The organism is Aeromonas sp. 82P (genome assembly GCF_051919365.1).
GTDB classification, from domain to species: Bacteria; Pseudomonadota; Gammaproteobacteria; order Enterobacterales; family Aeromonadaceae; genus Aeromonas; species Aeromonas veronii.
Map to the genome: position 1 here is coordinate 2,690,852 of NZ_JBQBEV010000001.1, position 23,820 is coordinate 2,714,671.

The following is a 23,820-nucleotide window of genomic DNA, read 5'->3' on the forward strand; positions in this document are numbered from 1 at the left end:
CTTACCAGCGCCCCGTCATACCGCGCTCTCGCCACACCTCGACGTCGAGCAGGTTGTAAGGATCATCCAGATAGACAGCGATCCCCAGCTCCCGAACCCGGGCCATAAAACGCCCCAGCAGGGAGTCACCGGTCAAGGACTCCATCTCTGGCAAGATCCCCTGCCCCAGCAGCAAGGCTTGCAGCGGCAAACGCTCCAGCAGATCGAATGGCAGATGCTGGCTGTTATCGAGCAGCAGCGCCAGCTTGCTCCCCGCCAGACTGGCTTGCAGCACCAGTGCGAAGCGATCGGCATTGCCGAGCAGGTGGTCTCGACGGTGGATCAGCAGGGTCAGTTCGGCTGGGGTGCGCGACTGCTCCGTCAGCCAATCCTTGAGCGCTTCCCAGCGGCTGGGCAAACCCGTCACCGCCAGCCAGACCGGATGAGGGGTCGCGGGACTGGAGAGCAGCCCTAGCTGACCCTGCACCTCCCCCTGCCACCGGCGGATGGTGCGGCGCTGGCCGCTCAAGCGCTGTTGACGCAGCGGGCCCAGATAGAGTCGACGCAGCAACCTGAGCAGCTCGTCGCAATCAAGCGGCTTGGCCAGTGCTGCAAGAATGTTGAAACCGGCATCGTGCAACAGACGGCGGGCACCGTCGATCAGCGTCTGTTCATGGGCCGAGAGCAGCACAATGGGCAGCCCGGCCTCCTGCAACTGGGGCTGGTTCATCAGCAGACTGATGGCATCTTGCTCCACCAGACTGAGATCGCACACCAGCAGGCTGATGTCGCCCGCCGACAATGCCGCAAGACAGGCCGATTCATCCTGTACCCACTGACAGGAGAGCCCCAACCCGGCGATGGTCTGTTGCAATTGCATCCCCTGAAACGGGTGATCCTCGAGCAGCAGCACCTTGTTAGCGGCCATCCAGTTGCACCAGTTACGGTAACTGGCGGCAAGCCCCCCCAGCCAATCCTCGCCGATAGCGTAGATCCCCTCATGCTGCTGCAACTGGGGGAAATAGTCCGCCTGCTGATGAGCGGCGGGGTCGTAAAGGGCAATGGCACCTGCCGCAAACAACCCTTCCCACTGCCAGCAGGCATCCGGTCGGGTACGGTGCAGCGTGACATAGGAGGGCAATGTCATGGTGCTGGCCAACTCATGGGCGGTGCTGTCGAGGGCATAGAGCACAATGGGGCAAAATCCTGCCGCCTCATGCTCTTCCGAATCGAGCAACGCCAGTAATTCTTCATCAGTGATGATCATCTTGAGCCCTCTTTGAAAACTGCTGGCTGAACTCATCCAGTGCCCGGTTCAATCTGGCTTGCAGCATCGGACGGGGCGCCTGTTGCCACTCTTCAATGACCGCCACCAACGCAGTCGCCCCTACCATTCTGGCGGCCCCCTTCAACTTGTGTAAAGCAGCATTCACGCCAACTTCATCTTCTTCTGTGCTGCAGCGCTCAAGTTCGGCCAAATCATCACGGGTAGCCTTCAGATAAAGGGCAGCCAGTTCATCGGTCAGCAGCGAGGCAACCGGTGTCGGGGCGACAACATTGCTCCTCTCTTTGGCAATATGGCGCAGCAAGGTCGCCAGCTCCTTGAGGGCGACCGGCTTGTCCAGATGACCATCGCAACCGCAGGATTGCAGCTCCCTTGCCGCCTGATCACTGAGATCTGCGGTGATCACATAGACCGGCAGACGGGCCCAACAGGCGGATTGGCGCAATTTCCTGCACAGCTCGGCCCCGTTCATCACCGGCATCTGCAGATCGGTCAGCACAAAATCCACCTCCTGCTGTGCCAGCATCTCCAGCGCCAGCTGCCCGTTGGCGGCAGTGATAACGCTGGCACCAAGTTGCCCCAGTTGCAGGCTGATCAGCTCGCGATTGACATCGTGATCTTCAACCAGCAGTACCCGCATGCCAAGCCCGGGCTGGGTACCGGCCACCGGTTGATCCGGGGTCAACCGTGGCTGCAGCAGAGTGATGATGGTCCCGGGCACCCAGGACTCCCCTTGCCAGGCCCAATAGTAGAGCCCCTTCTCGTCCACCTCCGCTTGCAGCGTATCAACGGCGTTGCTGACGGTGGCGATCCCCAATCGACTGAGCCAGGGCGACAGCGCTTGCGCCTCACCGTGCGGTAAAGAGAGCGCCAGCTGCCGCACATTGGGCTGCCAGTCCGGCTCCTGCTGCACCCGCTTGAGGGGCAACTCGCAATAGAAGCGGCTACCACCACCGGCGCGCCCCTCGACATCGATAAGCCCACCCATCTGCTCGATCAGCTGCTTGCAGATCGCCAGACCAAGACCGGTGCCCGGCGCCCGCAACTGCCCTTCAACGGCAAACTGCTCGAACGGCATAAAGAGCGTGGTACGCATCTTGGCGGTGATCCCCGGTCCCTGATCATCCACACCAAAGCGCAAGGTCGATGCGACCACCTCGGCCCACAGCACCACTTCCCCACGCAGGCTGAACTTGATGGCATTGGAGAGCAGGTTGTGGAGCACTTGCCGTACCCGGTGAGGGTCGAGGGTCTGCTGGGCTGGCAGAGCCGGGTCCAACTTAAGGCGCAGTTGCAATCCCTTGGCCCGCGCCTTGGTCCAGTGCACTGCCGCCACGTGCTCACACAACTCGGCAAAATCGGTGGGTTGCGGCGAGAGGGAGAGTTTGCTGTTTTCGTTGCGGCTAAAGTCGAGCACATCGTTGAGCAGGCCGAGCAGCTCATCCCCCGCCTGACGCACCCGTGCCAGCGCAGAGTCTTGCTCTCTCGACAAAGGAGTACTGGCCAGCCACTCCAGCAAGCCGAGCATGGCGTTCATAGGCGTGCGGATCTCGTGGCTGATGGCGGCCAGAAAGCGCCCCTTGGCCAGAACTGCCTGTTGCGCCTGCTCATGGGAGTGCTGCAGTGCCTGATCCTGCTCGACCCTAGCAGTGGCATCCTGCATCACCGCATAGATCCGCCACCCCTGCGGCTGACTGCGGCCACGGCCATAGAGCTGCAACCAGCGCACACCCTTGGTCGGATGGTGATAGCGCATGGTGAACGCGAAGGGTTTGCCAGCCTGCAACATGGCGAACATCTCACGGCTTACCCGACGGCGATCCTCGCGCTCCAGCATAGTGAGCACCCTTTTGGGCTCACGTCGGATCTGCTGGCTCGCCAGCCCCAGCAGCTCGTAACAGCCCCGGCTGATAAACTCGATACCCCCTACCCGTCCCCGCTCGAACATAAACTGCAGCACCACGCCGGGCACGGTATTGGTCAGGGCGCGCAGGCGGCGCTCTGCCTGACGCAGAAAACGGGCCTGCTCACGCAGCACACTGATATCCGACAGGGCGATAAGATCGGTGGCTGGTGCCTGCTTGTCCAGCCGCAGTGGATGCTGGGCATAGGCGAAGACCTGATCCCCCAGCACCAATTCCCCTTCACTCTTCTGAGGTTGCACCGGCGGCAGCATCAACTGCTGCGAATAGCGCAGGGCCAGACGTCGCCCCTGTTTATTGGATTTGATCACCTTGCCTTGGCTGTTGCGCAGATAGACGGGCACCGGCAACGCCTGAAACATGGTTTCACGCAGCTCGCTCTCGATGGCCAGCGCCTTCTCGGCGGCGTGACGCTGGGCCACTTCCCTTGCCAGTTGCTGGCGGGAACGCCAGATCCCGCCGATGACGATACCGCTGATCAGCAGTGCCATGGCGATGGAGCCAAACCAGGCGGCGTAGCTCACGCCGGGCTGCTGCACGACGAGCAAGCGGCGCCAGCGCTGGTTAAGTTCGTCGAGCTGGGTGCTGGTCAGCGCCATCAGGTTGCGATCCATCACCCCGGCCAGTTCGGTCTGACTCTTGTTGATGGCAAAGCCAAGACTGAAACGATCTTCCAGCTCCTCGATATCGAGCCCTTCCAACAAGTTGGTACGCTGGGGATATTGCAGCTGATAAAGCTCGCTCAACATGGCGTCAGCCTTGCCCTGTTTGATCGCTGCCAACCCCTGCTCGATGCCGTCGGTACGAACCCACTCCTGATCACCGAGCAGGGCGAGCAAGGAGGGATCGTAGAGGGATTCCGGCACCAGAATACGCTGCCGCTTGAGTTGGGTAATGCGATCGGCAGCCAGCTTGCGCTTGCTGATCAAGGCAAACCGGTTGGTGGAGATCGTCCGACTGAAAATGAACTGATCCGTCAATGCCGGGGATTCCGGCAAGCCGGCCATCATATCCGCCTCACCACGGCGCAGCTTTTCTACGGCCTCCGCCTTGCTGGCGGCAGGCACCAGCTTGTATTTCAAGCCGGTCTCCTGGGTGACCCAGCGCAGCACATCCGCGCTCCACCCTTTCGCCTCCCCCAGATCATTGATGCCGCTATAGGGCATCAACTCGGGATTGACCACCAGGCGAATGGTGCGACCGCGGCCGGATAACCAGGCCTGCTCGGTATCGCTGAAGTGGGGCTGGTTGACATATAGCGACCCCTGATCGAGATAACGGGCCAGATCGGTATAGATAGTACCGGCGGGCATATGACGGATCAGGGTGTCCACCAGATTGGCCAACTCCGGCTGATCACGCATCATCAAGCGATAGCTGATGATCCGATCCTCACCAAACAGGCGGCGCAGGCGCAAACCATCGGCAGGAAACTCGCGCATCAGATAGCGCAGTTGCAGATAGTCCCCCAGATAGGCATCACCCTTGCCACTCTGCAGCGCGTCGTAGACCTTCTCTCCGCTTTTTAGGGAAATAATGCGTGCCTGAGGATAGAGCTCGTGCAACAGGCGGGCAGAGTCTGCCACCGAGTAGACCAGAAAGCGGGCCTGTTTGAGATTTTCACCCTTGTAGAGGATGGCGGCATCGGTCTCCATCATCGGACGACTTAACCGCATGCCCTCCACGGCCTTCTTGCGGGTTCCGACATAGGGAATGATGTCGCATTCCCCCTCTGCGAGCCCGTTGCGCAATGTCTGCCAATCGGGCAACTCTTTGAGCACGAGGGGAACCGGGAATAGCTCCTGCAACCGGGCGAGACGATCCTTGAGCAGTCCCCCCTCGGCCATCAGGTATGGTGGAGGAAGCGTCGCAGGATAACAGAGCGAAAGCTGACTCAGTGAATTTACATAAGCCTGGGTCGCCGGCGCCAACGGCAGCACTGTGGTCTGCAAAGGCTTGGCGTGCAATGGCAGTGCCAGTACGGCACCCAGAAGAAAAACGGGGAATTTGGTCATCTGAAAACAAAAGCCAGGCATCTGCCTGGCTTTTTATCACTCGTTGGGTTCAACATTTTCTACCCTGGCCTTGAGCTTCTGGCCAGGCCGGAAGGTCACCACGCGGCGGGCGCTGATAGGAATATCCTCGCCCGTCTTGGGGTTACGTCCGGGACGCTGATTCTTCTCACGAAGGTCAAAGTTACCGAAGCCTGAAATCTTGACTTGTTCACCACGCTCAAGCGCCTGTCGGATTTCCTCAAAGAAGGCTTCCACCATATCTTTGGCTTCACGCTTGCTCATCCCGAGCTGGGTGAACAGGTGCTCTGCAATGTCGGCTTTGGTAAGCGCCATAGATCAATCCCTCAAGGATGCATTCAACTCTTCACCAAGGGCCCGCACGACATTGTCTACGGTCTCGGCAATCTCTTTCTCCTCCAGGGTGCGCTGGGTATCTTGCAATACAAGACTGATGGCCAGGCTCTTCTTGTCCTCTGCCATACCAGCACCCTGGTATACGTCAAACAAGTTTATTCCAACTACCTGATTTCCGCCAACTTTTTTAATTACCGCAAGCACATCACCTGCCAGAACCTGACGATCGACCACCACGGCGATGTCGCGACGGTTCGCCGGGAACTTGGAAACTTCGGCTGCCACAGGCACCTTGGCCGGGGTCAGCTTGTCCAGCTCCAGCTCAAACATCACCGCGCGGCTCTTGAGGCCCAGCTTCTTCTCGAGGCTCGGGTGGATCACGCCGATGTGGCCGATGATCTCGCCATTGCGCAGGATGGCTGCGCTCTGGCCCGGGTGCAGGGCGCTGTGCTCGGTGCGCTCGAAGGTAAAGGTGGCCCCTTCGGCGGTCAAGTCCAGCACCGCTTCCAGATCCCCTTTTAAATCAAAGAAGTCGGCTGCGCGGGTTTTGATGTCCCAGTGCTCGTCGCTCTGGTTGCCAGTGATGATACCGGCCAGCATCGGCTCCTGACGGATGCCATTCTCGGCGCTTTCATCCTTGATGAAACGCAGACCCTGTTCAAACAGACGCACACGCGGCTGCTGACGGTTCTGGTTGTAAACAACGGCCTGCACCAGACCCGGGAACAGAGAGACGCGCATGGCGGACATCTCGACCGAGATCGGGTTCGGCAGTACGATGGCGTCACTCTGCGGGAACAGGGTTTGCTGGGTCTTGGGATCGACGAAGCTGTAGGTGATCGCTTCCTGGAAACCGCGGTCAACCAGCAGGTCGCGCACGCGCTTCAAGGTCACCTGCCCTTCTGCCTGCTCCACCATCGCCAGAGAGGCGGCGGGTTTGAGGTTCGGGATGTTGTTGTAGCCGTAGATGCGGGCCACTTCCTCGATGAGATCTTCCTCGATGGCGATATCGAAACGCCAGGAGGGTGCCAGCGCGGTCCAACCGTCAGCATCCACAGTGACTTGCATGCCAAGGCGGGTGAGGATCTCGACCACCTGAGCATCAGCCACGCTGATACCGATCACTTTGTCGAGCTTGCTGCGACGCAGCTTGATGGGTGCCGCTTTCGGCAGATGGGCATCGGATTTGACCTCGATGACCGGGCCGGCTTCACCGCCGCAGATATCCAGCAGCAAACGGGTGGCACGATCCATCACCTTGGCTTGCAGCTGCGGATCAACCCCGCGCTCGAAGCGATGGGAAGAGTCGGTGTGCAGACCGTAAGCACGAGCACGGCCGGTGATGGAGAGCGGCGCGAAGAAGGCGCACTCCAGCAGGATGTCGGTGGTGGTCTCGGATACACCGGTGCGGTTACCGCCGAAGATCCCGGCCATGCAGGCAGGGCCTTTGGCATCAGCAATCACCAGGGTGGTCTCTTTGAGCTTCACTTCGTTGCCATCGAGCAGGGTCATCGGCTCATCGGCGTGGGCACGACGCACCACCAGTTCCCCTTCCAGGGTAGCCAGATCGAAGGCGTGCATCGGCTGACCGTATTCCAGCAGCAGGTAGTTGGTGATGTCGACGATGGCGTCGATGGAGCGAATGCCGCCACGGCGCAGCTTCTCTTGCATCCAGAGCGGACTTTGGGCCTGCAGGTTTAGCCCCTTGATAACGCGCCCCAGATAACGGGGGCAATCGGCGGTTGCTTCAACCCGGATCGGGAAAGTTGCATCGATGGTGGCAACAGCTGGTGCCCAGGTCGGCTCGACCACGTCCACGCTGTTGAGCACGCCAATTTCGCGGGCCAGACCGGCGATACCGAGGCAATCGGCACGGTTCGGGGTCAGATCCACGTCGATGGAGACGTCGTTCAGATTGAGGTAGTCGCGAATATCGGTACCGATGGGGGCATCTGCCGGCAGCTCGATGATGCCATCGGCTTCAACGTCGATACCCAGCTCACTGAAAGAGCAGAGCATGCCGTGAGACGGCTGGCCACGCAGCTTGGCTTTCTTGATGGTGAAATCACCCGGCAGGGTCGCCCCTACTTTGGCCACACACACTTTGAGGCCCTGACGGCAGTTCGGCGCACCGCAGACGATGTCCAGCAGCTCGGCCTCGCCCACGTTGACCTTGGTCACCCGCAGCTTGTCGGCGTCCGGATGCTGGGCGCACTCGACCACTTCACCCACCACCACATTGTTGAACTGGCCAGCCACCGCTTCCACGGCGTCAACTTCCAGACCGGCCATGGTGATCTGCTCGGCCAGTGCATTGTCACTCAACTCGGTGCGGACCCACTCCATCACCCAGGATTTACTGAATTTCATGTTCTCTCGCCCTTACTTGAACTGCTTGAGGAAGCGCAGGTCGTTTTCGAAGAAGGCACGCAGGTCGTTGACCCCGTAACGCAGCATGGTCAGGCGCTCAACGCCCATGCCGAAGGCAAAGCCGGAGTATCTTTCCGGATCGATGCCGACCGAACGCAGTACGTTCGGGTGCACCATGCCGCAGCCCAGCACTTCCAGCCACTTGCCGTTCTTGCCCATCACGTCTACTTCGGCGCTCGGCTCGGTGAACGGGAAGTAGGAAGGACGGAAGCGAATGGTCAGGTCTTCCTCGAAGTAGTTGCGCAGGAAGTCGTGCAGAATGCCCTTCAGCTCGGTAAAGCTGGCATGCTCGTCAACCAGCAGGCCTTCAACCTGATGGAACATCGGGGTGTGGGTCATGTCGTAGTCGTTACGATAGACGCGGCCCGGTGCAATGATGCGGATCGGCGGCTGCTGATGCTCCATGGTGCGGATCTGCACACCGGAGGTGTGGGTACGCAGCATCAGATCAGGATTGAAGTAGAAGGTATCGTGATCGGTACGCGCCGGGTGATGAGCCGGAATATTCAGCGCATCGAAGTTGTGAAAGCCATCTTCAATCTCGGGACCACGGGCAACCTTGAAGCCCATCTCGCCAAACAGGCGCTCGATGCGCTCTATGGTGCGGGTTACCGGATGCAGACCGCCATTCTCGATGCGGCGGCCCGGCAGGCTGACATCGATGGTCTCGGCAGCCAGCTTCTGGTTCAGCACGGCGACTTCGAGCGCTTCACGACGCTCGTTCAGCGCATCCTGAACCTGCTGTTTGGCCTGGTTGATCACGGCGCCCGCGGCGGGACGCTCTTCGGCAGACAAGGCACCTAGGCCCTTCATCTGCTCGGTAAAAAAGCCCTTTTTACCCAGATATTTGACCCGGATTTCGTCGAGGGTAGCGATATCGCTCACGCCCTCAATTTCGGCTCTGGCTTGGCCGACTACTTCTTCAAGCTGTTGCATGTCTTCCTCGTCACCACTCCCGGTACAGGAGCCTTTAGGCTAAATAAGGTCAAGAGGGGAATAATACAAAAAAAGCCCCTTCGCTGACCATAGTTAAGGTGGGCTTTTCTCCCTACAAATCATTTTGTTATATCAAGCGAGTCTCATCGACTCACCGCCACTCCTGAAATATTAGAACTAGCATCTAGTTTGTTGGCATATAAGCCTTTTGTAGAACAGATCATCTCGCACATATCGCTTTGTATGTAGAGAAATCTATAACTCGTGCAAAAAGCGAACAAAACGTGGATGAGAGAAAGGAAATAGTGATGCAAAACAGATGGTTATAGATACAAAAAAGGAGGCCTGAGCCTCCTTTTAGCGTTTATAACAGAACTGGATTAAACCAGAGCTGCTTTAGCTTTTTCAACCAGGGCGGTGAAAGCCATTTTGTCGTGAACGGCGATATCGGACAGGATCTTGCGATCGATCTCGATAGAAGCCTTCTTCAGACCGTTGATCAGACGGCTGTAGGACAGACCGTTCTGACGGGCTGCAGCGTTGATACGCGCAATCCACAGCTGACGGAACTGACGCTTTTTCTGGCGACGGTCACGGTAGGCATACTGACCAGCTTTGGTTACCGCTTGTACCGCTACGCGGTAAACACGGGAACGGGCGCCGTAGTAACCTTTGGCGGCTTTCATTACTTTCTTGTGACGAGCTCGAGCAGTCACACCACGTTTAACTCTTGGCATTTTTCACATCCCCCCTTATGCGTACGGCAGACAAGCGACAACACGTTTGTGGTCGGCAGCAGAAACCATGAATTTCGGTCCCAGCTGACGCTTACGCTTGCTGCTCTTCTTGGTCAGGATGTGACGCAGGTGGTTGTGCTTGCACTTGAAGCGACCCGAGCCAGTCTTTTTGAAGCGCTTTGCAGCACCCCGGTTGGTTTTCATCTTCGGCATTTCATACTCCGCATTGTGAGTGACAACAAAATCGCAAGGCGAACCAACTCATGGGGCGAGCCCCATGAGCCAATTTCTTGTGGGCCTTAAGATTTCTTCTTAGGTGCGAGGACCATCACAGCTTGACGGCCTTCGACTTTCGGGAACGACTCAACTACGGCCAACTCTTCCAGATCGTTCTTGACGCGCTCCAAAACCTTGATACCAAGATCCTGGTGGGCCATTTCACGACCACGGAAGCGCAGGGTGACCTTAGCCTTGTCCCCGTCTTCCAGAAAGCGAACCAGGTTGCGTAGTTTTACCTGATAGTCGCCTTCGTCAGTGCCAGGACGGAATTTGATTTCCTTGACCTGGACGACTTTCTGCTTTTTCTTCTGTTCTTTGGTTGTTTTGCTCTTTTCGTAGAGGAATTTGCCGTAATCCATGATCCGGCAAACGGGCGGCTCAGCATTTGGACTGATCTCTACCAGATCAACTCCGGCCTCTGCGGCCAAGTTCAGAGCATCCTGAATGGAGGTAATGCCAATGGCTTCACCATCCAGACCAGTCAGACGAACTTCTTTCAGACGGATCTCTTCATTGATCCGGTGAGCGCGGGCTTGCGGTTGCTTGCCCAGTTTTTTTCCGCCTTTTATAGCTTATTCCTCCACTTTCTTTTGTCCGCGGGTCTGAACTTCCTGGGTCAACAGAGCGATGAACTCTTCAACAGGATAAGTGCCCAGGTCAGCCCCTTTACGAGTCCGTACTGCAATCTTGCCGGCTTCAACTTCTTTATCGCCGCAGACCAGCATGAAAGGTACTCGCTTCAAAGTATGCTCGCGGATTTTAAAGCCAATCTTCTCATTTCTCAAGTCCGCTTTTGCGCGAAGGCCCGCATCATTCAATGCTTTGGCTACTTTCACCGCATAATCGGCCTGATTGTCCGTGATATTCATGACCACAGCCTGAGTCGGTGCCAGCCAGGTCGGGAACAGACCGGCGTACTCTTCAGTCAGAATACCGATGAAGCGCTCGATAGAACCCAGGATGGCCCGGTGGATCATCACAGGTACATGGCGATCGTTGTTTTCGCCCACATAAGTGGCACCCAGACGACCAGGCAGGGCAAAGTCGAGCTGCACGGTACCACATTGCCACGCACGATCAAGGCAATCGTGCAGGGTAAATTCAATTTTGGGACCGTAGAACGCCCCTTCACCCGGCTGCAGATCGTACTTCAGACCGTTGAGCTCCAGCGCTTCGGCCAAGGCTTTCTCGGCGCGATCCCACATCTCATCGGAGCCGATACGCTGCTCGGGACGAGTGGAGAGCTTGACCACGATGTTTTCGAAGCCAAAGGTACCGTAGACGTCATAGACCATACGAATACAGCCGGAGACCTCTTCCATGATCTGCTCTTCGGTACAGAAGATGTGAGCGTCATCCTGAGTGAAACCGCGCACCCGCATCAGACCGTGCAGGGAACCGGACGGCTCGTTGCGGTGGCAGGAACCAAACTCGGCCATACGCAGCGGCAAATCACGGTAGGACTTCAGACCCTGGTTGAAGATCTGGACGTGACCCGGGCAGTTCATCGGCTTGATGGCGTACTCGCGGTTTTCGGACTGGGTGGTGAACATGGCCTGGGCGTATTTCTCCCAGTGACCTGAACGCTCCCACAGGACGCGGTCCATCATGAACGGACCTTTCACTTCCTGATAGTCGTACTCTTTGAGCTTGCCGCGGATAAAGGTTTCCAGCTCACGGAAGATGGTCCAGCCATCGTTGTGCCAGAACACCATACCAGGTGCTTCTTCCTGCATGTGATACAGGTCGAGCTGCTTGCCGATCTTGCGGTGGTCGCGCTTGGCGGCCTCTTCCAGACGCTGCAGATAGGCCTTGAGCTGCTTCTTGTCAGCCCAGGCGGTACCGTAAATACGCTGCAGCATCTTGTTGTTGGAGTCGCCACGCCAGTATGCGCCGGACATCTTCAGCAACTTGAAGTGGTGGCAGTGACGCATGTTGGGCACGTGCGGGCCACGACACATGTCGATGTACTCTTCGTGATGATAGAGACCTGGCTGGTCATCACGGGCAATGTTCTGATCCAGGATTTCGACTTTGTAAGACTCGCCGCGCGCCTCGAATACATCGCGCGCTTCTTGCCAGGAGACTTTCTTCTTGATGACGTCGTAATCCTTGGCTACCAGCGCCAGCATGCGCTCTTCCAGGGCAGCCAGATCTTCATCGGTCAAGGTACGGTCAAGATCAACGTCATAGTAGAAGCCGTTGTCGATGACAGGACCGATGGCCATCTTGGTCTGGGGCCAGAGTTGCTTGATAGCATGACCCAGCAAGTGGGCGCAGGAGTGGCGCAGGATGTTCAGACCTTCCTCGTCTTTGGCGGTGATGATGGCCAGCGCAGCATCGGCTTCGATCAGCTCGCACGCATCTACCAGTTCACCGTTTACCCGACCGGCAATGCACGCCTTGGCGAGGCCGGGACCGATGTCCGCAGCCACATCCATGACGGAAACAGAGTGGGCAAATTGACGTTGGCTGCCGTCAGGCAGAGTAATGATTGGCATTATGTGTTTCCTTATACAGTGGTGACCCCTACCAAAGGTCACATGCGGGATGGAAAAGAGATTCAAAAAGGTGATGTTTTGGTTCTCCACAGCACTTTGCGAAGACGGCCTGACACGTAAACCACATGTCTAACGTGACAAACCAAGCCAAAACGGCCCCATGCTACCAGAAGTCGGGCGTGCTGTATCGGATTTGCAGATATTTTCTACAGTCAAATGAGTCGCCTGCCGACTATTCGCCAAGCAGGGATTGCCAGTTGAAGTCAAAGTCACTGCTCCCCTCCTCTGCCAGCGCCAGCTCTTGCAGCACCTGAAGCGCCAGCTTGTTGCCCTTTTGAGCCGCCTGATAGAGCCACTGTTTCGCCTGAGGCAGATCGACCCTGCCGCTGACCCCCATCAGATGAAGGACGCCGACTTTCAGCATGGCCGGGACATCACCATTGCGGGCAGCCTGATCCATCCAGTGAAAGGCTTGGCGCAGATCTCGCTTGACCCCAACACCGCGCAGATAGAGCTCTGCCAGCCGATATTGGCCGAAGGGATCCCCTGCCAGCGCCGACTGGCGATAGAGGCTGATGGCCTGATGGATATCCTGCTCGCTCCCCTGCCCCACCTCATGGCTCCAGCCCATCAAGGCTTGCGCCCTAGGTTGCCCTTGCGCCGCCAGTGGCGACCAGATCCGGGTCGCCTCATCGAAGTGACCGGTACGCCAGGCACGGTTGGCAGCAGCCATCTCCTGCTCGGTGGAGAGCGGAAGCAGACGCCAGATAACTAGGGCAAGCAGACCGATAAACAGCCAGCGGGAAGTGGTGGGTCTCATGATGATTTCCGTGATCCAGTTCTCATTTTGTCTATGTAAACGAAATGTAGCGTTGCGATCAAGCAAGAGATCCCTGCGACAACCCTTTTTGCACCCGGTCGATCAGCAGTTGTTGTCATTTATCCGGTGCACCTGCAAAATAACTGTATGTATAAACAGTGTCGGTGCACACCATGGCAGGACGAGGCAGCCCCCACAATATCGATCACCGTTTTAGCGGCCCCCTTGTCGAAGCGGTTGATGACGGCTGGCAATCGTCCGATTGGGATGCCACCTTCACTCCTTCTGTGCCTGGCACCGAGGTGCGGGAGATCGATGCACGCAGCATCATCAGCTACAACAGCTCGCCGGATGTCCCCTTTGGTCGCTCCATCAACCCCTATCAGGGGTGCGAACACGGCTGCATCTACTGCTATGCCAGACCCAGCCATGCCTATCTGGAGCTCTCCCCCGGTCTCGATTTCGAGAGCAAGCTGTTTGCCAAACGCAATGCAGCCGACCTGCTGCGCCGGGAGTTTGCCAAACCGGCCTATCAGCCACAGACCATCTTCATTGGCGCCAATACCGACCCCTATCAACCCATCGAGCAGCGCTATCGCCTCACCCGGCAGTTGCTGGAAGTGATGCTTGCCCACCGCCATCCGGTCGGGCTCATTACCAAGAGCGCCATGATCTTGCGCGACCTCGATCTGTTGACCGAGCTGGCCAGAGAGGGACTGTGTCAGGTGATGGTGTCGGTGACGACCTTGAACGAAACCCTGCGACGACAGCTGGAGCCCCGCGCCAGCACGGGTGCCGGCCGCTTGAAAGTGATCGAGAAGTTGGCCAACGCTGGCGTGCAGGTGGGGGTATTGGCCGCCCCCATGATCCCGCGGCTCAATGAGCCGGAGCTGGAGCAGATCATCAAATCGGCAGCCGAGGCAGGCGCCAGTTGCGCCGATTACATCCTGCTGCGGTTACCCCACGAACTGGCGCCGCTATTTGGGGACTGGCTCGATACCCACTATCCGGGCCAGAAGGAAGTTATTTTGAATCAGTTGCGAGCCAGCCGCGGTAGCGGGCTCAACAGTACCGCCTTCGGTACCCGCATGCGCGGTGAGGGGCACTTTGCCGATCTGCTGGCCCAGCGCTTTCGCCTCATCAGCAAGCGCCTCGATCTGGGCAAACGTCATATTCAGCTCAGGCTGGATGGGTTTATCCGCCCCGGGGAGCAGCTGTCGCTCTTCTAATCCCCCTGCTCACGCCCTCACACATCAGGCGTGCCAAGAGGTTGAGAGGAAGACCTGCCACGACACATCCTGTGGAAACCCCGCTCTTCAGAATTTTTCTACGGATTGGCCATGTCGCCACAAGAAAGCACTACCCGCTAAAGAGAGGGCTAACGCCTTAGCCTGCGCGCTGATCCCGACCCTGTTGCACCATTTCAACCGGCAGCCGCGAGGGTTCATGGGCCACTTCGTGCTCATCCTCTTCATACTGCGGCACCTCTGACTCGCCCCATACCCGGCTCCACCAAATTTCCCACGTGATCCAACTGGTCATATGCAGCTCCTGACGGTGAAGGTGATGGCAACAACGCACCACTCGCCCGGCAGGATAGCGACTGGGGATGACAGGGAAATGACAAAAAAATCACTTGTAAAAAGGCAACTGGCGGTGGCGAGGAAAGCCGAAACAGTTCACATATTCGGCGAAATCACTCTGAAAGCGGTCACAAATCTGCAGGTTGTGGATTGCAGCTCACTCTATTCCCGCCAAAGCTGGCTTGCCCATTCAGGCATCTATAAAAACAGGGACACAATAATGAAACACACAGCGGGAATATGGGCGATCGCAGGCATGCTGATCGCCCCCTTGGCGCAAGCCGACGTCATACTGCACGCCTTCAACTGGAAGTACAGTGAAGTGACTGCCAAAGCCGATCTTATCAAGTCGGCCGGTTACAAACAGGTACTCATCTCGCCGCCTCTCAAATCCTCTGGCAACGAATGGTGGGCCCGTTACCAGCCGCTGGATCTGCGCCTCATCGATACTCCTCTTGGCAACAAACAGGATCTCGAGCAGCTGATCGCCGCCATGAAGGCGCGAGGTATCGCCATCTATGCCGATGTGGTACTCAACCACATGGCCAACGAAAGCTGGAAACGCAGCGATCTTAACTATCCCGGCAACGAGCAGCTGCAAAGCTACGCCAACAACCCGGCCTATTTCGAGCGCCAGAAACTCTTTGGCGATCTGGGGCAAAACTTCCTCTCCGGTCAGGATTTTCATCCCGAAGGGTGCATCAGCGACTGGGGCGATCCGGGTCATGTCCAGTATTGGCGACTCTGTGGTGGTGCCGGTGACAAGGGGTTGCCGGATCTGGATCCCAACAACTGGGTAGTAAGCCAGCAACAGGCCTATCTCAAGGCGCTCAAGGGGATGGGGATCAAGGGTTTTCGGGTCGATGCGGTCAAACACATGAGCGATTACCAGATCAATGCCGTGTTCACCCCCGAAATCAAACAGGGGATGCACGTGTTTGGCGAGGTGATCACCACAGGGGGCGCAGGCAGCACCGATTACGAGCGCTTCCTCAAACCCTACCTCGACAGCAGCGGCCAGGGAGCCTATGACTTTCCGCTGTTTGCCTCCCTGCGCGGTGCCTTCAGTTACGGTGGCAGCATGAACCTGCTGGCGGATCCGGGCGCCTACGGTCAGGCGCTACCGGGCAGTCGCGCCGTCACCTTTGCCGTGACCCACGACATCCCCACCAACGACGGCTTCCGCTATCAGATCTTAAGCCAGACTGACGAGAAGCTGGCCTATGCCTACCTGCTCGGCCGCGATGGTGGCTCGCCGCTGGTCTACTCCGATCACGGCGAGACCCAGGCCAAGGATGGACTGCGCTGGCAGGATTACTACCAGCGCGCCGATCTCAAGGGGATGATCCGCTTCCACAATGCGGTGCAGGGCCAACCCATGCAGCTGGTCGGCAGTGGTGACTGCTTCGTGCTGTTCAAACGGGGCAAACAGGGGCTGGTAGGTATCAACAAGTGCGACTATGAGCAAGAGTATTGGCTCGATACCGCCAGGTTCGAGATGAACTGGTATCGCAACTATCGGGACGTGCTCGACCAAGGGGCCGTGGTCAACGTGCAGAGCCAGTGGGTACGGGTCGCCATTCCCGCCCGCAGCGCCAGAATGTGGCTGCAGGAGTGATCCAGCCGTAAGATCAGCAGAGAGTCATAAAAAGCAGACAAATAAAAAGAGCGACCACCAGGGTCGCTCTTTTTGCTCAGAGACGTTGCTCGGGTAACTGGTGACGATTACTCGTCGCCCGCTTCCCCAGCATCGACCGCATCAGTGCCGGTCGTGGTATCGGTACCTTCAGATACCTCACCGTCAACGGCCAAAGCGTCGTTTTCGTCTTCGTCGCTCTCGGCGATACGCTGCAGGCCAACCACGGTCTCGTCTTCACCGGTACGGATCAGACGGACACCGCCGGTGTTACGGCCAATGACGCTCACCTCGGCAACACGGGTACGCACCAGAGTACCGCCGTTGGTGATCAGCATGATCTGATCGGTATCTTCGACCTGGATCGCATCGATCACCTTGCCATTGCGCTCATCCACCTTGATGGAGATAACGCCCTGGGTACCACGGCTCTTGGTCGGGTATTCGGCCAACGCAGTCCGTTTACCGTAACCGTTCTCGGTGGCGGTGAGGATGGCACCTTCGCCGCGCGGAACGATGAGGGAAACCACCTTGTCACCGGCGCCCAGCTTGATGCCACGGACACCGGCGGCGGTACGACCCATGGGACGCACGCCCTTGAAGGTACCCTTGCTTTCGGTGCCTTCGCCGTTGTCGCTGCCATCATCGTCATTACCGGCATCGTCGTCGGTTTCAACGTCATCGCTGACATCGGCATCAGCGCGACCGCTGCCTTCCGCGAAGCGAACAACTTTGCCCGCGTCGGAGAAGAGCATGATCTCGTTGCTGCCATCGGTGATATCCACCCCGATCAGCTCATCACCCTCTTTGAGGTTGATGGCGCGGATACCGGAGGAGAGCGGACGGCTGAAGTCAGAGAGGCTGGTCTTCTTCACGGTACCGTTGGCGGTGGCGAAGAACACATACTTCTCGGCGTCATACTCCTTCACCGGCAGGATAGCGGTGATACGCTCACCCTCTTCCAGCGGCAGCAGGTTGATGATCGGACGACCACGGGCGCCACGGGACGCTTCCGGCAGCTGGTAAACCTTGAGCCAGTAGACCTTGCCACGGGTGGAGAAACACAGAATGGTGTCGTGGGTGTTGGCCACCAGCAGACGCTCCACAAAGTCCTCTTCCTTGATCCGGGTGGCCGACTTGCCACGACCACCGCGGCGCTGGGCCTCGTAGTCGGAGAGCGGCTGATACTTCACATAGCCCTGGTGAGACAGGGTAACCACCACATCTTCCGGGGTGATCAGATCCTCGATGTTGATCTCGGCACTGGACATGCTGATCTCGGTGCGACGCTCGTCACCATACTGCTCGCGCACGGCCAGCAGTTCATCGCGGATCACTTCCATCAGACGAGCCGGGCTCGCCAGGATGTGCAGCAGCTCGGCGATCAGATCCAGCAGAGATTGGTACTCTTCCAGGATCTTCTCGTGCTCGAGGCCGGTCAGCTTGTGCAGACGCAGGTCAAGGATGGCCTGGGCTTGCTGTTCGGTCAGGAAGTATTGACCTTCACGGATACCGAACTCGGGCTCCAGCCACTCTGGCCGTGCCGCGTCGTCGCCCGCTTTTTCCAGCATGGCGGCCACGTTGCCGAGTTCCCAGCCCTTGGCAACCAGGCCCGCTTTCGCGTCGGCCGGGGTCGCGCTGTGGCGAATGAGCTCGATGATGGGATCAATGTTGGCCAGCGCAACCGCCAGACCTTCCAAAATGTGCGCCCGATCCCGCGCCTTGCGCAATTCGAACACGGTCCGGCGAGTCACCACTTCACGGCGGTGCAGCAGGAACGCATCCAGGATCTCTTTAAGGTTCATCACCTTGGGCTGGTTGTTATCGAGCGCCACCATGTTGATGCCGAACGTGGTCTGCATCTGGGTGTGCTTGTAGAGATTGTTCAGCACAATCTCGCCGGACTCGCCGCGCTTGATTTCGATAACGATGCGCATGCCGTCTTTGTCAGACTCATCGCGCAGGGCACTGATGCCCTCGATCTTCTTCTCTTTGACCAGCTCGGCGATCTTCTCGATCAGTCGAGCCTTGTTCACCTGATAGGGGATCTCGTGAACGATGATGGTCTCGCGACTGGTCTTCTCGTCCACTTCCACTTCAGCCTTGGCCCGCACATAGATGGAGCCACGACCGGTACGGTACGCCTGCACGATGCCGGAACGACCGTTGATAATGCCGCCGGTGGGGAAATCCGGGCCGGTGATGTAGGTCATCAGCTCGTCAATGGTGAGGTCGCCGTTTTCGATCAGCGCCAGACAGCCATTGACAATCTCGGTGAGGTTGTGAGGCGGGATGTTGGTCGCCATGCCCACCGCGATACCGGAGGAGCCGTTGACCAGCAGGTTGGGAACCTTGGTAGGCATGACCGCCGGGATCATCTCAGTGCCGTCATAGTTCGGCACCCAGTCCACGGTCTCTTTGTCCAGATCGGCCAGCAGCTCGTGGGAGATGCGGGCCATCCGCACTTCGGTATAACGCATCGCCGCGGCGCTGTCGCCGTCGACTGAACCGAAGTTGCCCTGACCATCGACCAGCATGTAACGCATGGAGAAATCCTGCGCCATCCGGACAATGGTGTCATACACAGCGATATCGCCGTGCGGGTGATATTTACCGATTACGTCACCGACCACACGGGCCGATTTTTTATAGGGCTTGTTCCAGTCGTTCCCCAACTCGTTCATAGCAAACAGAACGCGGCGGTGAACCGGTTTCAAGCCATCACGCACATCCGGCAGAGCTCGTCCTACGATCACGCTCATGGCGTAATCAAGATAGGAACTCTTGAGCTCTTCTTCGATGTTGACCGGCGTGATCTCTCTGGCCAGATCGCTCATAGAAAGCCTTATCCCTAATTAGTTGTTCTTTGGCTTAAACAGCGCGACATAGTAACACACTGAGCCAAATACCTTAAGCCACAAATCGGGTATCAGATCGGGCTGGTGTGACAAAGTCCGTCCGTTATAATGCCCGCCAGGACAATAGATTGCGCCCATGACTCAGAAGCGGGCGCCCTGCCACAGGATCTTCGAAAAATGAACAGTGATGCCAATGTCGATCTGACAGAAATCGCCAAGTTTGAAGCCATCGCCTCCCGCTGGTGGGACATGGAAGGTGAATTCAAACCCCTGCATCAAATCAATCCGGTACGCCTTGACTGGATCACCGACAAAAGTGGCGGTCTGTTTGGCAAGCGCATTCTCGATATCGGCTGCGGTGGTGGCATCCTCTCCGAGAGCATGGCCCGCCGTGGCGCCAGGGTCACCGGCATCGACATGGGCAAGGAGCCCCTCGGCGTCGCCCGCCTGCACGCCCTGGAGCAGGGTGTCGAGCTCGAGTACCGCCAGATCACTGCCGAAGCCCATGCCGCCGAAGTGCCAAGCCAGTATGACGTGGTCACCTGCATGGAGATGCTGGAGCATGTGCCGGACCCCGCTTCCGTGCTGCGCGCCATCGCTACCTTGGTGCGCCCGGGCGGCCGGGTGTTCGTCTCCACCATCAACCGCAACCCCAAATCCTATCTGATGATGATCATCGGGGCCGAATACCTGATGAAGATGGTGCCCAAGGGTACCCACGATCACAAAAAATTCATCACCCCGGCCGAACTGTGTCGCATGGGTGAAGCAGCTGGCCTGCTGGTGCGGGATATGAGCGGCGTCCACTACGCCCCCCTCACCAACCAGTTCAAGCTCGGCAAACATGTCGACGTCAACTATATGGTGGAGTTTGTCCGCCCGGAGCACGGTTGATGAGCGCCTCTCACCCGCAGCCCCTTGGCTGTGTGCTGTTCGATCTGGATGGCACCCTGCTCGACACAGCCCCGGATCTGGGGGCCGCCGTCAACCATGTACTGATCAGCGAAGGCTTTGCGCCGCTCTCTGACGACATCATTCGTCAGACCACCTCCCACGGAGCGCTCGGGCTGCTGAAAGCGGGCCTCGGCGACGAACTGCTTGAAGAGCTGGGGACCACGCGCCTGCGCAATGCCCTGCTCGACTACTACGCGGCCAATCTCTGCGTCGGTACCCGCCCCTATGAAGGAATGGTGGATCTTATCGAGTGGCTCGACGAGAAACAGCTCCCCTGGGGCATCGTCACCAACAAGCCGGGCTTTCTCACCGAGCCGCTGCTGGCGGCCCTGCCACAGCTCGCCAGCTGCGGCGTCACTGTCAGTGCCGATACCCTGCCGGTACGCAAGCCCGACCCCGCCCCCATGTTCTTTGCCTGCGAGAAGCTGGGGGTCGAGGCAGCTCACTGCCTCTATGTGGGGGATCATGAGCGGGATATCGAAGCGGGCCGCAATGCTGGCATGCGCACCGCGGTCGCTGGCTGGGGCTATCTCAATGATGAGGAAGATCCCGCCCAGTGGGGCGCCGATCTGCAGTTTGATACCGTGCAGGCCCTGCACCACTGGCTGCGCTATGAGTTGACGGCCAAAGCGTAACGCACAGCCTTACCGGCTGACATGCGATAACGGGGCGAAGAGACTCTCCGCCCCTTGCATCTCTTCCTTTACGTTCCTGCCTCCTGCGCCACCATCACTCGTCTATTCATGGATAATAAAGGCAGCTTTCTGCCTGTTAGATACCCATTTGACAAGCTCTCAACCGTCACAAAACGGCCACAAACCACCATCGTCTAATGCAAAGCCCTTGCCACGCTGAGCCCGCGGCTGCGACAACTGGACAGCTTTTGACCCTTGTTGCATAAGGGATAATCAGCCGCCGTTTGCTAGTAAAAAGCCCCCCGTTTCGCAAGCAAAAAAAGTTATTTAAATTTTCCATCTTCGATCGGGAGACTTGCATTTAGCGGAGCGGACGAATGAAAACCCGCTCACTGTGAGCGGTCACTAACTGATGGGGCAAGACTCACAATTTATCCACAGCTCGTCACTTATCCACACATTGCAATGGCAGGCTGACCTCACTATCTTGTAGCTCGAACTTAAAATAACACTACATCTTGTGATTCATCGCACAATCTCTACCCAACTCCCGCATACCGCCGGAGCCTGGGTGGCGCCATTGTGCGATGGTTTTTCGGGAATCAACTGAAGGTCATCAGCCAATGAACTTGTTTGTGACGAAGCGTAACGGACACAAAGAACCCATCGATCTGGATAAAATTCACCGCGTGCTGGACTGGGCCGCCGAAGGGCTCGACAACGTGTCGGTCTCCCAGGTAGAGCTCAAATCCCATATCCAGTTCTATGACGGTATCCGTACCGCTGACATTCACGAAACCATCATCAAGGCAACGGCTGACCTCATCTCCGAGCAGACCCCGGACTACCAGTACATGGCAGCCCGTCTGGCCATCTTCCACCTGCGCAAGAAGGCCTACGGCCAGTTCGAACCGCCCCACCTCTACCAGCACGTGGCTCGTCTGGTGGACATGGGCAAGTACGACAAGCACCTGCTGGAAGACTACACCCAGGCCGAATTCGAAGAGCTGAACACCCATCTGGATCACTGGCGCGACATGGATTTCTCCTACGCGGCAGTCAAACAGCTGGAAGGCAAATATCTGGTCCAGAACCGCGTCACCGGCGAGATCTACGAGAGCCCGCAGTTCCTCTACATCCTGGTAGCGGCCTGCCTCTTCTCCAAGTATCCGAAAGATACCCGTCTGGACTACATCAAGCGCTTCTATGATGCGGTCTCGACCTTCAAGATCTCCCTGCCGACCCCGATCATGAGCGGCGTGCGCACCCCGACCCGTCAGTTCAGCTCCTGCGTACTGATCGAATGCGACGACAGCCTGGACTCCATCAACGCCACCGCCAGCTCCATCGTGCGTTACGTTTCCCAGCGCGCCGGTATCGGTATCAACGCCGGTCGCATCCGCGGTCTGGGCAGCCCCATCCGTGGTGGCGAAGCGTTCCACACCGGTTGCATCCCCTTCTACAAATACTTCCAGACTGCCGTGAAGTGCTGCTCCCAGGGCGGCGTGCGCGGCGGTGCGGCCACCCTGTTCTACCCGCTGTGGCATACCGAAGTCGAGAGCCTGCTGGTACTGAAGAACAACCGCGGCGTGGAAGAAAACCGTGTCCGTCACATGGACTACGGCGTGCAGATCAACAAACTGATGTACCAGCGCCTCATCAAGGGTGGTGACATCACCCTGTTCTCCCCGTCCGATGCGCCGGGTCTGTACGATGCCTTCTTCGCCGATCAGGACAAGTTTGAAGAGCTCTACGTCAAGTACGAGCAGGATCCGGCCATTCGCAAGAAGACCCTGAAAGCGGTAGACCTCTTCTCCCTGATGATGCAGGAGCGTGCCGGTACAGGTCGCATTTACATCCAGAACGTGGATCACTGCAACACCCACAGCCCGTTCGACCCGAGCGTGGCGCCGGTACGCCAGTCCAACCTCTGCCTCGAGATTGCGCTGCCGACCAAGCCGCTCAACAACATCGACGACGAGAGTGGCGAAATCGCCCTGTGCACCCTCTCCGCCTTCAACCTCGGTGCCATCGAGAAGCTGGAAGATCTGGAAGAGATGGCCGATCTGGCCGTGCGTGCCCTCGACGCCCTGCTCGACTATCAGGATTACCCGATTGCCGCCGCCAAGAAGGGCAGCATGGGTCGTCGCACCCTGGGGATCGGCGTCATCAACTACGCCTACTACCTGGCCAAAAACGGTGCCCGTTACTCCGACGGCTCCGGTCTGGCCCTGACTCACCGTACCTTCGAGGCCATTCAGTACTATCTGCTGAAAGCCTCCGTGCAGTTGGCCCGCGAGTTCGGCCCCTGCCCGCTGTTTGGCGAGACCACCTATGCCCAGGGCATCCTGCCCATCGACACCTACAAGAAGGATCTGGATGCGCTGTGCAACGAGCCGCTGCATCTGGATTGGGAAAGTCTGCGTGAAGAGATCAAGTCCGTGGGCTTGCGCAACTCCACCCTGACCGCCCTGATGCCGAGCGAGACCTCCAGCCAGATCTCCAACGCCACCAACGGCATCGAGCCGCCACGCGGTCTGGTGTCGGTCAAGGCCTCCAAAGACGGCATTCTCAAACAGGTGGTGCCCGAGTATGATCGCCTGAAAGATCAATACGAATTGCTCTGGAAGCAACCGAGCGTTGACGGCTACCTGCAGCTGGTCGGGATCATGCAGAAGTTTGTGGATCAGGCGATCTCCGCCAACACCAACTACGACCCTGCCCGTTTCGAAGGCAACAAGGTCCCGATGAAACAGCTGCTCAAGGACTTGCTGACCGCCTACAAATACGGCCTCAAGACCCTGTACTATCACAACACCCGTGATGGTGCAGACGATGCCCAGACCGATCTGCAAGATGACGGTTGTGCTGGCGGGGCTTGCAAAATCTAAGTCAC

The 23,820-nt window shown here is 58.1% G+C and carries 17 protein-coding genes; 5 read left to right on the forward strand and 12 right to left on the reverse strand.

The window, feature by feature from the left end; translation table 11 throughout:
• Position 1: 1 nt before the first annotated feature.
• The 10 genes from ACTG2S_RS12235 to ACTG2S_RS12280 all read right to left on the reverse strand — a co-directional run bounded on the left by ACTG2S_RS12235 (position 2) and on the right by ACTG2S_RS12280 (position 13,258).
• Positions 2 to 1,246, reverse strand: a complete 1,245-nt coding sequence (locus ACTG2S_RS12235) for a response regulator (RefSeq protein WP_274161703.1) — start codon at positions 1,244 to 1,246, stop codon at positions 2 to 4.
• Positions 1,233 to 5,222: a response regulator gene (locus tag ACTG2S_RS12240; RefSeq protein WP_439982574.1), complete on the reverse strand. Its 3,990-nt coding sequence runs from the start codon at positions 5,220 to 5,222 to the stop codon at positions 1,233 to 1,235. Before ACTG2S_RS12240 ends, ACTG2S_RS12235 begins: the two co-directional genes overlap by 14 nt.
• A 15-nt stretch (positions 5,223 to 5,237) precedes the next feature.
• The gene (gene ihfA, locus ACTG2S_RS12245) at positions 5,238 to 5,534 is read right to left on the reverse strand and encodes an integration host factor subunit alpha (RefSeq protein WP_005300715.1); all 297 of its coding nucleotides are present in this window, start codon (positions 5,532 to 5,534) and stop codon (positions 5,238 to 5,240) included.
• A 3-nt stretch (positions 5,535 to 5,537) separates the two neighbouring features.
• Positions 5,538 to 7,925, reverse strand: coding sequence for a phenylalanine--tRNA ligase subunit beta (gene pheT / locus ACTG2S_RS12250; protein WP_005360606.1), 2,388 nt, complete (start codon positions 7,923 to 7,925; stop codon positions 5,538 to 5,540).
• A 12-nt stretch (positions 7,926 to 7,937) separates the two neighbouring features.
• Positions 7,938 to 8,921: a phenylalanine--tRNA ligase subunit alpha gene (pheS, locus tag ACTG2S_RS12255; RefSeq protein WP_047434976.1), complete on the reverse strand. Its 984-nt coding sequence runs from the start codon at positions 8,919 to 8,921 to the stop codon at positions 7,938 to 7,940.
• A 380-nt stretch (positions 8,922 to 9,301) separates the two neighbouring features.
• Entirely contained in the window at positions 9,302 to 9,658 is a 357-nt protein-coding gene (rplT, locus tag ACTG2S_RS12260) for a 50S ribosomal protein L20 (RefSeq protein WP_005336687.1), read from the reverse strand.
• 15 nt (positions 9,659 to 9,673) lie between these two features.
• Positions 9,674 to 9,871: a 50S ribosomal protein L35 gene (gene rpmI / locus ACTG2S_RS12265; RefSeq protein WP_005336688.1), complete on the reverse strand. Its 198-nt coding sequence runs from the start codon at positions 9,869 to 9,871 to the stop codon at positions 9,674 to 9,676.
• An 86-nt stretch (positions 9,872 to 9,957) separates the two neighbouring features.
• Complete coding sequence (gene infC / locus ACTG2S_RS12270) at positions 9,958 to 10,506, reverse strand: translation initiation factor IF-3 (RefSeq protein ID WP_026034907.1); 549 nt, start codon at positions 10,504 to 10,506, stop codon at positions 9,958 to 9,960.
• A gap of 3 nt (positions 10,507 to 10,509) precedes the next feature.
• Entirely contained in the window at positions 10,510 to 12,438 is a 1,929-nt protein-coding gene (gene thrS, locus ACTG2S_RS12275) for a threonine--tRNA ligase (RefSeq protein ID WP_439982575.1), read from the reverse strand.
• A gap of 232 nt (positions 12,439 to 12,670) precedes the next feature.
• Positions 12,671 to 13,258: a tetratricopeptide repeat protein gene (locus ACTG2S_RS12280; RefSeq protein ID WP_043820151.1), complete on the reverse strand. Its 588-nt coding sequence runs from the start codon at positions 13,256 to 13,258 to the stop codon at positions 12,671 to 12,673.
• A gap of 173 nt (positions 13,259 to 13,431) precedes the next feature.
• Here ACTG2S_RS12280 and ACTG2S_RS12285 point away from each other — a divergent pair, with 173 nt between their 5' ends.
• On the forward strand, positions 13,432 to 14,487 hold the full coding sequence (locus tag ACTG2S_RS12285; protein ID WP_439982576.1) for a PA0069 family radical SAM protein: 1,056 nt from the start codon (positions 13,432 to 13,434) through the stop codon (positions 14,485 to 14,487).
• A 157-nt stretch (positions 14,488 to 14,644) separates the two neighbouring features.
• On the opposite strand, the gene ACTG2S_RS12290 is transcribed toward ACTG2S_RS12285, so the two are convergent.
• The gene (locus ACTG2S_RS12290) at positions 14,645 to 14,800 is read right to left on the reverse strand and encodes a hypothetical protein (protein WP_005336695.1); all 156 of its coding nucleotides are present in this window, start codon (positions 14,798 to 14,800) and stop codon (positions 14,645 to 14,647) included.
• Between the two features lie 261 nt (positions 14,801 to 15,061).
• On the opposite strand from ACTG2S_RS12290, the gene ACTG2S_RS12295 reads away from it, so the two are divergent.
• The gene (locus ACTG2S_RS12295) at positions 15,062 to 16,459 is read left to right on the forward strand and encodes an alpha-amylase family protein (protein WP_439982578.1); all 1,398 of its coding nucleotides are present in this window, start codon (positions 15,062 to 15,064) and stop codon (positions 16,457 to 16,459) included.
• Positions 16,460 to 16,566: 107 nt separating this feature from the next.
• On the opposite strand, the gene gyrA is transcribed toward ACTG2S_RS12295, so the two are convergent.
• On the reverse strand, positions 16,567 to 19,314 hold the full coding sequence (gene gyrA, locus ACTG2S_RS12300; protein ID WP_019838754.1) for a DNA topoisomerase (ATP-hydrolyzing) subunit A: 2,748 nt from the start codon (positions 19,312 to 19,314) through the stop codon (positions 16,567 to 16,569).
• A 198-nt stretch (positions 19,315 to 19,512) separates the two neighbouring features.
• Here gyrA and ubiG point away from each other — a divergent pair, with 198 nt between their 5' ends.
• The 3 genes from ubiG (at position 19,513) to nrdA (ending at position 23,815) form a co-directional block, all read left to right on the forward strand.
• Positions 19,513 to 20,229 (forward strand): bifunctional 2-polyprenyl-6-hydroxyphenol methylase/3-demethylubiquinol 3-O-methyltransferase UbiG, encoded by a 717-nt coding sequence (gene ubiG / locus ACTG2S_RS12305; RefSeq protein WP_438374156.1) that lies wholly within the window; start codon positions 19,513 to 19,515, stop codon positions 20,227 to 20,229.
• Positions 20,229 to 20,924 carry an HAD family hydrolase gene (locus tag ACTG2S_RS12310; protein WP_439982580.1) on the forward strand — a complete coding sequence of 232 codons (696 nt, stop codon included), beginning with the start codon at positions 20,229 to 20,231 and terminating at the stop codon, positions 20,922 to 20,924. Before ubiG ends, ACTG2S_RS12310 begins: the two co-directional genes overlap by 1 nt.
• 623 nt (positions 20,925 to 21,547) lie before the next feature.
• Positions 21,548 to 23,815 (forward strand): class 1a ribonucleoside-diphosphate reductase subunit alpha, encoded by a 2,268-nt coding sequence (gene nrdA, locus ACTG2S_RS12315; RefSeq protein ID WP_005352124.1) that lies wholly within the window; start codon positions 21,548 to 21,550, stop codon positions 23,813 to 23,815.
• Positions 23,816 to 23,820: the final 5 nt, after the last annotated feature.

Coding starts and splice junctions, on each gene's coding strand:
- thrS (WP_439982575.1), bottom strand. CDS start 12,438: ATGCCAATCATTACTCTGCCTGACGGCAGCCAACGTCAATTTGCCCAC.
- ACTG2S_RS12310 (WP_439982580.1), top strand. CDS start 20,229: ATGAGCGCCTCTCACCCGCAGCCCCTTGGCTGTGTGCTGTTCGATCTG.
- ACTG2S_RS12235 (WP_274161703.1), bottom strand. CDS start 1,246: ATGATCATCACTGATGAAGAATTACTGGCGTTGCTCGATTCGGAAGAG.
- ubiG (WP_438374156.1), top strand. CDS start 19,513: ATGAACAGTGATGCCAATGTCGATCTGACAGAAATCGCCAAGTTTGAA.
- ihfA (WP_005300715.1), bottom strand. CDS start 5,534: ATGGCGCTTACCAAAGCCGACATTGCAGAGCACCTGTTCACCCAGCTC.
- gyrA (WP_019838754.1), bottom strand. CDS start 19,314: ATGAGCGATCTGGCCAGAGAGATCACGCCGGTCAACATCGAAGAAGAG.
- ACTG2S_RS12285 (WP_439982576.1), top strand. CDS start 13,432: ATGGCAGGACGAGGCAGCCCCCACAATATCGATCACCGTTTTAGCGGC.
- nrdA (WP_005352124.1), top strand. CDS start 21,548: ATGAACTTGTTTGTGACGAAGCGTAACGGACACAAAGAACCCATCGAT.
- pheS (WP_047434976.1), bottom strand. CDS start 8,921: ATGCAACAGCTTGAAGAAGTAGTCGGCCAAGCCAGAGCCGAAATTGAG.
- pheT (WP_005360606.1), bottom strand. CDS start 7,925: ATGAAATTCAGTAAATCCTGGGTGATGGAGTGGGTCCGCACCGAGTTG.
- ACTG2S_RS12280 (WP_043820151.1), bottom strand. CDS start 13,258: ATGAGACCCACCACTTCCCGCTGGCTGTTTATCGGTCTGCTTGCCCTA.
- ACTG2S_RS12240 (WP_439982574.1), bottom strand. CDS start 5,222: ATGCCTGGCTTTTGTTTTCAGATGACCAAATTCCCCGTTTTTCTTCTG.
- rpmI (WP_005336688.1), bottom strand. CDS start 9,871: ATGCCGAAGATGAAAACCAACCGGGGTGCTGCAAAGCGCTTCAAAAAG.
- rplT (WP_005336687.1), bottom strand. CDS start 9,658: ATGCCAAGAGTTAAACGTGGTGTGACTGCTCGAGCTCGTCACAAGAAA.
- ACTG2S_RS12290 (WP_005336695.1), bottom strand. CDS start 14,800: ATGACCAGTTGGATCACGTGGGAAATTTGGTGGAGCCGGGTATGGGGC.
- ACTG2S_RS12295 (WP_439982578.1), top strand. CDS start 15,062: ATGAAACACACAGCGGGAATATGGGCGATCGCAGGCATGCTGATCGCC.